This window comes from Microvirga guangxiensis (assembly GCF_900102135.1).
GTDB lineage: Bacteria > Pseudomonadota > Alphaproteobacteria > Rhizobiales > Beijerinckiaceae > Microvirga > Microvirga guangxiensis.
On sequence record NZ_FMVJ01000010.1, the window covers coordinates 143152 to 154299 of the forward strand.

The window sequence follows — 11148 nt, forward strand, 5'->3', positions numbered from 1 at the left end:
ACACGCTGAAAGAGCAGCCAGCCCAAGCCACCCCCAAGCCACCCCGCCGGCACCTAGAAGCCCCACAACAATCCCAGCCGCCAGAACCTCCAACAAACGAAGACGAAAAAACCCACCACCCCCAACAAACCCACGCCCCAGAACGCGCCCAACAGCGAATCACCCCAACAACTCAAGAGGCGCAAGCAAAGAAAGCCAAGCGAAACCGCCAACTCCCACGCGGACCAAAAACACAAAAAAGCCCGAGGCCAAGCGAAAGACCCCAACCGAACCACCCACAACAATGGCGACACGGACGAAGCCAGGCACAGGAAACGAAGCAAGCCGCCCACCGCCAAACACGCCAAAAGCAAGGCCATCAAGCACAAGGACCGACCCAACGGGAAAGACAGCGACGGAACCAAGAACAAACCGGAGCCGACACCGTCGCGCCAGAAACAGACCCGACAACAGCACCAGTCAACGCGGACGCTAAACCCAACAAGCAGACCGAAAAGCCAATACCGCATAACCGCACCGAACACGATCACCGCCCCGACAACCCCCACGTGCCATCGACGCCACAGGCCAAGCACGCGCACAACGACCCCAGGAACCGGGACGGCACCAACTGGAGCCACAAGCCCAGCAAACACCACGAGAAAAAGACCGCCAACAACCAGCCGGCGCTCGCCAAGCAAGACCACCCGCTCGCCACCCGAGCCCGGAACCAAAACAAACAATGCTCCAGCAACAGCCCCCGATGGAACACCGAACCCGCAACCCACAACGACCCCCAGGCAACATGCGCAACCGCCGACCACGACCCCGAGACCCCCACCCTGACCCCAAACCCAAACTAAGTCAACGACAAGCGCAAGGCCGCAAACGACACCGAGCGACCCCCACCCCACACCAAAAGCAACACCGCAACCGCCATCCGAGGCAGAACCGCGCCCGCAGGCCCCAGGACCGGCGCAAACGCAAGCCCGCAAAAACGAGCCACGAGCCGCAACCGGAACGGGAACGCCAAGCCAAACACGGCCAAACCCGGACCAGCCGGCAAGACCGCCCGGGAGTCGACGCGCACCCACAGAACGCCCAAAACGCCCAAAGACCGAAAGCCCACCACCGCGGTCAGCAGAGGCGAACCCCCGAAACCCCCCCCACACCCACAACCCCGACCCGCCCAGAGGGCAAAGCCGAACCCCGACCCACACCCAACACCCTCAACAGCCCCCAAAACACAACCGCTCTCCGCCGGCGCCCCCGACAAGAAGCCCCCGCCCAAGCAAGCGGGCCGCACCAAGCAAGAGCCAGGGACCGACCCGAAGCAGGAACCCAACCCAAGCACCCAAGAGCCAACGCCGCCGCCAAAGCGCCCGCAAAGCAGGCGGGCCAGATCCCGATGCAAGCGGCGAACACCGCGGGCGAGACCAGACCCCCGACAAAGACCGACACAACCCACCACCGCAAACATCGAAACAACCGCAAACACAGCCCAACCCCAGGAACAGGAAGGCCACCGAGCGCCATAAGACCTCAAGCCACACCGACCAGCAACGCCCGAGAGAATACGGGCACCAGCGCCTCGCGCATCAATAAGCCCGACAACCGCGACGGGCCCACTGCCCAAGCGAACGCGGAGACCACCGGCAAGCCCGGGCAGACGGCCAGCCACCCCCCCGGCACGGAGAGTACCCCCCACGCCAACACCCCGGCCACCACCGCCCCGATCCACCACCCCACACGAACCACGAACATGCCGACCTCCCGCGCCGCGGCAAACCCACCCATTCGCAGCACGCACAGCAACCCCCAGCCGCACGAAGCCGGCACGCCCCCCCAGGAAAAGGAGCAAACCGCCAAACCCACCAACGACCCCAGCTGGCCGCAAGCCACGAACCGCACCAACGAACCGAGACGCGAGAGCGAACCCCAGAGCAACGCCACCTCGCCCCCCGGCCCCGCGGAAATGGCCCTCCACACCGGGCAGTACACCGACAAGTCACCACTCGAGCCGACCACGCCCGACACGACCTACGCCGAAGACGACCCAAAAACCATCCAAACCACCAGCAACCCCGACAGGAAAAACCCCCCCGCCCCCGCGAAAGAGACAGGAAAAGACAACAACCACGCGAAAGCCGCAGAGAAGACGCCCGCCGCAAAGGCCAGAGACGCCAGAAACAACAACCTCACAACCACGCCCACCGACACAGAAGAAGCGACCACCACGCCCACGGGGCGCCTCCGCAAGCCCGCAGACCGCGACCACGCGCCGAAGCAAACAGCCAACCCCCGCGACCTCCAAAACAGCAAGCCGCTGGCGACCCACAGCGTCACCACCCACAGGAAGAACCCCATCAAAACCAACAAGACGAACCCCACCAACACAGCGTTCAACGAGCACAGCCACCAAACCGACAAGAAGACAGGACCGATGCAGGACCGGGACGACATCAACGCCCCGACCACGGCCCCGACCAAGCCGAACCAAACGCTCAAGCAGAACCTCACGACGATCCGCACCAGCCACAACACGATGATCACCCGCCTGAAGACCCCTCGCGCCGACCAGCCGAGCGACGCCACCACCAACGCAAACCATAGACACCATACCCACCACGACCGGAACGACGCCAGCAGGCCCACGATCGCCAACAGCGACACCCACAGCACGAAAGCGGACGGCACCCCGGTCCCAAACCAGACGATCACCACCAGCCCCAACACAAGAGAGACAACAATCCGCAAAGACACCAAGAACCGCCCCACAACCGCCGCCAGGCACGACGAAGACCAAAGACCCAAGCCCGACACCGACCACCCGGAGACGCAAACCACGAAGCCCACGGGCGAGCCCCCGAAAAAGGAGGACGCCAGCTCCAAGAGCGCCACCGAGACCAGCACCCTCCATGCCCAGACCGCCACGCCACCAAAACAGCCAAACAAGAAGCCGGACACCAAGGCGAACATCACCCATACCCCCCACGACCCGACCCTCAAGACCATGATCACCAACCGGGCCAAAACAGCCGACAACAGCACGCCTTCCCCCACAACGAGCCCAACGGCACCGGCGGAGCAAGCAAAGGCAAGGAAAAACCCGACAACACCAGCCAACAGGAGGACCGCGCCAGCGCACCCACCGGCGAAAGGCCGAGTGCGCCGCAGAGGCGCACGAAGCGCGCAGCCAAACCGGGCCCCCTGCGCCCCGCAATGGGACACCCCCTCGAAAACCCGATCACGGACACACATGCCAGACCCCCCGGGCGCGCCCGGAGGACAAAGACGCGCGCCGACAGCGCCACGCCTGCCTCGATCGCAAGCATCACCAGAAAGACACACGGGAGCGGGACCGACAACAAGACCAAAAGCAGGCCCGAGACGAACAGCCACGCCTGGGAGGCCAAGGACCACAACGCCGCCAACAGCAGCAGGACCGAGCGAACCGGAAGCAACGCCCCGCCAAGGACCACGCCCAACCGCAGCCCCCCGCACAACGCCCTCACAGACGAGATCACCAACGCGCAAAACCCGAAGGCGACTACAAAGCACCAACCCCTGGCAACCCACGACGTACACCCCAAGCCGCCGACCGCAACGCCGACCAACAAGGTGTCCAGCACCACCCCCCACAGCACCAGCACCACCCGCGAGAGCACGTACCCGACCATCCCCCCAAGGCGGGGGATACGCAACCCAGCGAGCACCAACGGCCCCACGCCGGGGCGAAGCAGCCCCCCGAGGATGGCCAAGACGGCGAACAACCAGCACCCGGACACACCCAGCACGCCCACCAACGACACCCGCACGAAACAGATGCCAAGCCCAGGCAGCACCGCCACCATCCCGGCCAAGCCGGAGAAGGCCGTCCTGAACCGTCTCACCACCACCCGAGGCGGATCCGCGGCGATCCCGGTCAGCCGTCCGCCCCCACTCATCCCGGAGAAACCGACGAAAAAAGCGGACGCGGCAGAGGAATGCGCCAGCACCACCGAAACCGCGCCCTCGAAAGCAACGCGCAAAACCGCACAAAAACCCGCGAAGAAGCAGCAAACCAAGACGCGCAGGCGCAGCCCAAAGACCAGCAACACAAAGAAGTGACCCCCAAGAGCCTTGAACAGGTCCCCGCAGACCCAGACAGCAGCGCCACACACCATCAGCGAACAACACCCGAACAGGACAGACACCGGAACGAAGCAGGGAAAGCCCCCAACAAAAAACGAGCCCACCATCAACGAACAGAACACCGACTACAGGAGGCGAAAACTCAGACGCGCCAAGAAAGACACGCACAAAGAGGCCCAGGAAACACTCACAACCGCGAACACCAAAAACCACAACCAGACGAACCCCGCGGACCGCGACTCGACCAAAAAGGAGAAAACCAGCGAGAGACCCGCCCGACACCGCCAAAACAAACTCAGCACCAACAGCGAGGCGCCGCACCCCCCGAGCAATCACGCCTACAACGCCTACGCCGACCAAACCAGAGAGCAGAGGGCCAGAAAGCCCACACAGGCCAGCCCCAAAGCGACCCACCAAATGGAGGCACAGAAGAACCAACACCGCAACGAGAGCGAACAACACGAAAAAAGACCTCAACAGCCATGACAACAAGAACCAAAAGCCAACCAAGCACGCAACCCAAGGAAACCCCAGCTCGGCCAACGGAGCAACCCAGAAACCCCCCCTGGAAGGACACAAAGCAAGCACGAAAAAGCCCGCGAACACCAACGCGAGGGCTGCCACGAAGAACGGGGCCGCCTCAACCCGGCCGCAAGGCAACGCTGCGCAACAAAAAGGAGGCGGCCCCACCAAACAACCCCCAGAACGAAAGACCTCGCGGAAATGCCCCGGCAGATCGGCCCCCAGAAACCCGCCAGCCCCGGCCACGAAGGCGCAGACTTCAAAGCCGCCCGACAGCAAGGGCCTACCCCCCACATAGGCGGCCTCAAACAGAGCGCACCCCGACGCGAAACCCCCAAAAGCAGGACACCAAGCCCAAAACACCCAAGGACCGAACGGGCCGCACGAAACCTTCACCCCCTCCTAGAGCTCAAGGACCAGAACGCAAACAACCGCCCCAAAGGGACCCGACTGAACCGCGGGAGCGGCAGACGGCCCCACCAGAGCGGCCAGGAGAGCACGGGCAGAAAAGCCAAGAGACGCAGACGCAAACCTCGCTGAACCACCAGACCAGAACGGACGCGCAGGAAAGTCCCGACCAAGATCCCAACGACCGGCACCACAACCACCGGACGGCGCAAGACGAAACGGGACACCCCGCCCCCACCCGCGAAGACCCCCGACAGCCGGACAGAAGCAAAAAGAAACAGAGCCCCGCGTCACAAAGGGTCCCAAAAAAGCGGCAAGAGCACAGCAGACGGACCCGAACGCCCAAAACCCCCGAACCACACCGCATCCGACGGAACCAAGACGGACGAAGGAGCCGACCCGCGCAGCAAGACGACCAACGACGGAGGCACAAACAACGCCATCAACCAGCGCACGAAAAAGACCCACCGGATCCAGACCAGCATCGAAACGCTCAGCCCCAGAGCCGCCGGACGCGGCCGGAAGACGGCCCCAACCAACGCGAAAGAGGCACAGCACGAGAAAAACGACGATCCACACCCCGAGCAGAAAAAAAAGACCCACATACTCAAAGCACAGAACAAAGAAACAACCCTGACCATCAACAAACTACAAAAAAACGAAACAAAGACGCAGCCGACAACCGCTCAGGGACAAGTCGCCGCAGCACACCAAGACCCGACCGCCTGGAAGCAGCCGCAGAACAAACCAGAACAGGGCAAACAGCGCCAGAACCAATGCGAAGGCAACGACGAACAGGACGACAAGCCACCCTCCGAGACAAAAAAAAGAAGACACAAGAAACCCTCAACCCCCAAGGCAGCAATATGACCGGCCACATCCGGGAGAAAAGGACCAAAGAAAAAAACAAAACCAGCCCTAAGGCAAAAACACGCCGAACCGCTGGCAGGAAGACGAACCCAAAACGCGCCCGTAAAAGCCTCCAACAACACGCAACGAAAGAAAGAACCCACCACAAGAACGCAAAACAACGCCGGACCAAGCAAGAACAAGAAAAAGACCCGACAAAACGAGCCAAGTGCACCACCGCCGAGCCCCAGTCCCACCAACCGAAAGCTCAAGAAAAAAAGAACGCGCAGAACAAACACAAGAACAAACAAGACACCCCGAGCGCGCCCAAGCACCCGAACAGCCGCCATCCCGAAGAAGAACCAAAGAAAGCAAGCACCAAACAACCTAACCCACCCCAGCTCACGACAGACCAATTCGAATAAGAACCCCGAAGCGGAACGAAACCAGGAAGAAAAACCAGCCAGCGCCAACCGCAACAATCAGGAGCAGACCCATAAGAACCCCAGCGAGCACCAAAAGCACCCCAACATACTGAACGAGCTCGTAGGACGAGCCGATCAAGACCAACAGCGCCACAACAACAGCACAAGCGGCATCCAAGTACACCACAACCGCAGAGACGTCCCGAACCACCATCTGCCCCACAACACCAAAGAAGAACTACCCCCCAACGACCACACCGAGCCCAACCAACTCGACAATGAGATCACCACAAAGATCGCCCAAACAAACCGTCAGAACCGCGCGCACGCCGCAATCCGGCAGAGCATCCCCGCACGACACCAAGAAATCACCACCCGTCAGCGCAGCATCGAGAACGCAGAACAACACGCCGCCCGCCTAACCGGAAACGGCACCCCGGATCACGCGCCAAAGACCCCTGAAACCGCGAACGGAAAGACTCACAACAACAGCAGCGACCGCACGGCGATGGAACTCAAAGACAAGCAGCTGCCCAATGAAACCCGCGAGATCCGCAACAAAAACGGAGTAGGACACAAAGCCAGACCCGACAGCAAAAACCAGCAGACCGCCCTTCACCGCCAGAACCAGCAACTACGTGAGACCCACTTCACAAGAAACATCCGAAAGCAGAAGGAACGAAAAAACGATGGCCAGGCGGACAAAGAAAAACAGCCAAAGCCCCAACAAAGCGCAAACAGCCCTGAAATACAAGACAAAGAAAAACAGCAACAGCACCAAAACGCCGAACCCCATAGTCAGCCACACGAACCGAAACAGGCCCCGAGCCGAGATAGGACAGCCACCATGATCGGACTCAACCAACCAACCCTACAGAGCCGCAATGAAACCTACCCCACCACGGAGAGAGACCAGCGGGAACGCACAAGAAGACAGGACGAAACGCCCAAAGAGCAACAGCAGGGTACACACCTCGAGAACCACACAAAGCACCAGTGGGTTACCGCCTAGCGGAGAACCCGGAAAGCAACATCGTCGGACGCCAGCCGCAAGGAAAAAAACAACCGGAAAACTCAAGGCGGAGACAAACGGACAGCAGCATGCCAAAAGAGAGGCGCACCCCAACACACAAAAACGCAGCTCCAGGAAGCCGCTGTAAGGAGCAATCAAGAAACACCAAAAACAAAAAGAACAGAAGGTGAACGGTCAGAAAAAATCCAGCACCCAGAGAAGCAGGCACAGCAGCAACCCCAAGAGAGAATCAAGTGCAAAGCCCACAAGGGAAAAAGCCCCAACAAAACGACCAGCCAACCGTCTGAACCGCAAAGAAACACCGAAAGGGGACGGCTGAGACCTGCACGCCGACCCCGCACGCTGTTCACCAACCGCGATCCGGCCAGACAGCGGAAGAAACCGCCGAGCCGCCCACCACAGGCCGAAGGCCCGACCGCGCCACTCCCCAGACGCGAACAAACACCCATCGGCCGCAATCAGCCCGCAAAACGAACCCGTAGCAACGACACCAACAAAACCACGGCACACACCCAAAGCCAAGGGCCCGCCCTAATCGATGACCACGGCAGCAGCCGCAACACAAACCACCCCCACCTGGCGACCCACAGCCACAACGCAGACAAGAGGCGGCAGGTCAAACCACGGCAAATACACGCCCAAGACGAGGCCAACGCGATCGAGAACCGCACCAACCCTCCACGCCAACGCCCACAAACAACCAAGGAGAGCCGCCACTAACCATACCGAGAAGCAAAACAGGAAGGAACCGCGTACCGAAGGCGCAACAGCCCAAGCCCCCACCACGACAGCCCGGGAAACACCATATGGAACATCCAGGAAAGCACGCAAGAGACCAAGAGCCAGCAGAACCACGCCCAGGAACCAAACAAGACCACCAAACAGCCAGAACAACAGCCGGCCAGCCCCCCAGCAAACAAGCCGAACGCCGCCATCATCCACCCAAACCAGACAACAGCCACACAGCCCGACCACGAGCGCGCCAAGGCCAGATCCGCAAGCATGAGCACCTCAAACACCCCAACGCGCAACACCGGGGCGAGGAAAACCGAGCCCAACGGGCAACCGCCAAGCAGCCCCACGCAAACCGGAGAGCCCCAGCCGAGCCGCCCCAACAGCCACATTCCCCCCCCCCCCAAAAACAAACGCAAACCCTTCCACCACGACGGCCGAAAGGGCCCGTCCCACACCCGCCTACCCAACCGCCCCCAGCACCTCGAGGTGGAAGAAGGCCAACGCCCGCCGCAAATACGCCGAGACCGGCCCCCCAACAAAAAACCCACTGCGAGCGAAACCCTGAACAAAACAGACCGCATCCGGCAGACGAACGCCCCGTTCCCCAAGCGGCAACACACGCGGCCCCGAAACAGCAACACCACCACAGACGAACCGCCGAGAGACCAAAGCGTCCCCGAGAACCGCCCGCCCGACGAGCCACTCAACCCGGTCCCCGAGAAAAAAGGGGACAAAGCGCCCCGAGAAATCCAGACGGAAACTCACAACGGCAACGCCATCCCAAGCCCGGCAACCCCCCCAAGCCATACAAGCCCCGAAGGCAAAACCGCGACCCCCTACGAACGAGACACAACGCACGACCGGAAAATCCAGGAGCACCGCGAACAAAAACAGAAGAGGAACCCGGGCCGCCAGCGAGAAAGCCCCGCGGAACAACACGACAACAACGGCAGCCAGGCAACCATCGCCCACACAAAACCCCGCCTCCCCAAACACCAAACCACCGATCCAGCCGCCAACGACATCACAAACATCAAGCACAACCAGAACCCGGCCACAACAAAGCGGCGCAAGCGCATCCCCCAAGCCCGCCGCAAGACCCGACCACCCCAAGCAAACAACCCAAACGAAAGCCAAGACAAACCAGCCACCCTCCTAAAGCACCGCACCGACAAACAGCGAAACCCAGACCCCACCCAGGCCCGCGAAAGGTCAGCAAAGAAAGCAGACGCGAACCAATCCCAGAAAGGGAACAGGAACAGGGCCGCAAACCCGCGCAAGGCCATGACCGACGCAGGCAAGATCGAAACCCACAAGGCCAACAACGCAGCCAAAGACGCCGCAAGAAGCAACGCGAGCGCCACGCCACACAACAACAACCGACAGAACGAAATATCCGACACCGCCACCGCCACGAGCCCGGACGTGAAGAACAAAACCTCCCACCCCCCCGCCACCACAAAGCAAGACCCCAACCGCACCACACACCGAAACGCCACGGAGAGCAGCAGCGGCAAACAGCCCCACGCCAATAGCAACGGGAACTCGACCCCCGCCAACAGCACCACAAGCAGCACCTACCCACCCAACCAAACCAAAAACGGGAAGGAAGAGACCAAGGACGCCAACGCCAACACACCCAAGAAACCCCCCGCCAACAGCAAGAAGCAAGAGACGAGCCCCCCGGGAGACGACAAAGACCACGACAGCAACAAGAACGCAAAGACACTCGACGCCCGCAACCACACGGGCATCCAAGCCGCCGCCAGCACCCAGGAAACAGAAAGCAGCCAAGACCGCAGCGCCACCGACGACCGCATCGAACCAGACATAGACACGCACGAAAAGGACGGACAGACCAAACGCAGCCAAGTCCCCAACCAAGACCAAGACCCCAAGCTGAACCCCGGAAACGGCCACGCCCAAGAAGCCGACCACAAAAACAAACAGAAACCCCAGAACTTCAACCCCCTCCCCAACCCGAACAGCCGCCGCCAACACAACAACACCATCAAGAAGGACACAGGCAAGTAATACAGTCAAGCAAAACAAAAATTCCGCTCCGCAGATAGAACACACAAAAAAACAGTGAAGTAAAAAAGCAGAACCAAAAAAAAACCGACCCAGAGCAACAAAGGGAATAAAGAGATCTACCCAAAACCCCACAGAGATCCACACCTCCTCCAGCCACAAAGAAGGGCCGCACATAGCCCAACCCAATCCCAGACAGGGGAAAAATACAGCAACCAAGAAACAAAAAAAGAAAAAACCAAACGAGACACCCGCCCAGAACAACCAACCCGCCGGCAACAAAGCGACCATGAGGCGCGGGAAGGGCCACCAACCGGTCGAAATCGAAACCATCTCAACCGGCTCCCTCGGCCTCGACATCGCCCTCGGCGTCGGCGGCCTGCCCAACGGCCGCATCATCGAGATCTACGGCCCCGAATCATCCGGCAAAACGACCCTGACGCTCCACACCATCGCCGAAGCCCAAAAGAAGGGCGGCGTATGCGCCTTCATGGACGCGGAACACGCGCTCGATCCCGTCTATGCCCGCAAACTCGGAGTCAACCTGGACGACCTCATCATCTCCCAGCCCGACAACGGAGAGCAAGCGCTCGAAATCGCCGATACCCTCGTGCGGTCCGGCGCGATCGACGTGCTCGTCATCGACTCCGTGGCCGCCCTGACGCCAAAGGCCGAAATCGAAGGTGAAATGGGCGAGAGCCACCCAGGCCTCCAGGCCCGGCTCATGAGCCAGGCCCTGCGCAAGCTCACCGGCTCCATCAATCGAACGAACACACTGGTGATCTTCATCAACCAGATCCGCATGAAGATCGGCGTCATGTACGGCTCGCCGGAGACGACCACGGGCGGCAACGCCCTGAAATTCTACGCTTCGGTCCGCCTCGACATCCGCCGCGTCTCGACGCTGAAGGATCGCGACGAGCCGATCGGCAACTCGGTTCGCGTCAAGGTCGTCAAGAACAAGGTCGCTCCGCCCTTCAAGCAGGTCGAGTTCGACATCATGTTCGGCGAGGGCGTGTCCAAGGTGGGCGA

The 11148-nt window shown here is 61.0% G+C and carries 8 protein-coding genes; 6 read left to right on the forward strand and 2 right to left on the reverse strand.

Features of this window, described 5'->3' with window-relative positions:
• Positions 1–2019 precede the first annotated feature (2019 nt).
• Complete coding sequence (locus tag BLP10_RS17085; protein WP_139165526.1) at positions 2020–3105, reverse strand: hypothetical protein; 1086 nt, start codon at positions 3103–3105, stop codon at positions 2020–2022.
• Positions 3106–3732: 627 nt separating this feature from the next.
• Here BLP10_RS17085 and BLP10_RS22920 point away from each other — a divergent pair.
• From BLP10_RS22920 to BLP10_RS22925, 3 genes are all read left to right on the forward strand, one after another.
• Positions 3733–4089, forward strand: coding sequence for a hypothetical protein (locus BLP10_RS22920; RefSeq protein WP_139165527.1), 357 nt, complete (start codon positions 3733–3735; stop codon positions 4087–4089).
• Between the two features lie 12 nt (positions 4090–4101).
• The gene (locus BLP10_RS17095; protein ID WP_091137239.1) at positions 4102–4599 is read left to right on the forward strand and encodes a hypothetical protein; all 498 of its coding nucleotides are present in this window, start codon (positions 4102–4104) and stop codon (positions 4597–4599) included.
• Between the two features lie 1310 nt (positions 4600–5909).
• The gene (locus BLP10_RS22925; protein WP_139165528.1) at positions 5910–6317 is read left to right on the forward strand and encodes a hypothetical protein; all 408 of its coding nucleotides are present in this window, start codon (positions 5910–5912) and stop codon (positions 6315–6317) included.
• Here BLP10_RS22925 and BLP10_RS17105 read toward each other — a convergent pair.
• Entirely contained in the window at positions 6295–6531 is a 237-nt protein-coding gene (locus BLP10_RS17105) for a hypothetical protein (protein ID WP_091137244.1), read from the reverse strand. The genes BLP10_RS22925 and BLP10_RS17105 overlap by 23 nt on opposite strands.
• 294 nt (positions 6532–6825) lie before the next feature.
• Between BLP10_RS17105 and BLP10_RS17110 the strand changes: the two genes are divergently transcribed.
• From BLP10_RS17110 to recA, 3 genes are all read left to right on the forward strand, one after another.
• Positions 6826–7329, forward strand: coding sequence for a hypothetical protein (locus tag BLP10_RS17110; RefSeq protein WP_091137247.1), 504 nt, complete (start codon positions 6826–6828; stop codon positions 7327–7329).
• A 1242-nt stretch (positions 7330–8571) separates the two neighbouring features.
• Entirely contained in the window at positions 8572–10119 is a 1548-nt protein-coding gene (locus BLP10_RS22930) for a hypothetical protein (RefSeq protein ID WP_139165529.1), read from the forward strand.
• A 286-nt stretch (positions 10120–10405) separates the two neighbouring features.
• Positions 10406–11148: recombinase RecA (gene recA / locus BLP10_RS17130; protein WP_091137256.1), on the forward strand; the 743-nt coding region annotated here is incomplete at its 3' end.

Bases quoted from the DNA above. Each gene is read 5' to 3' on its own strand.
- BLP10_RS17105 (WP_091137244.1), bottom strand. From the start codon at position 6,531: ATGGTGGTTCGGGACGTCTCTGCGGTTGTGGTGTACTTGGATGCCGCT.
- BLP10_RS22925 (WP_139165528.1), top strand. From the start codon at position 5,910: ATGACCGGCCACATCCGGGAGAAAAGGACCAAAGAAAAAAACAAAACC.
- BLP10_RS22920 (WP_139165527.1), top strand. From the start codon at position 3,733: ATGGCCAAGACGGCGAACAACCAGCACCCGGACACACCCAGCACGCCC.
- BLP10_RS17110 (WP_091137247.1), top strand. From the start codon at position 6,826: ATGGAACTCAAAGACAAGCAGCTGCCCAATGAAACCCGCGAGATCCGC.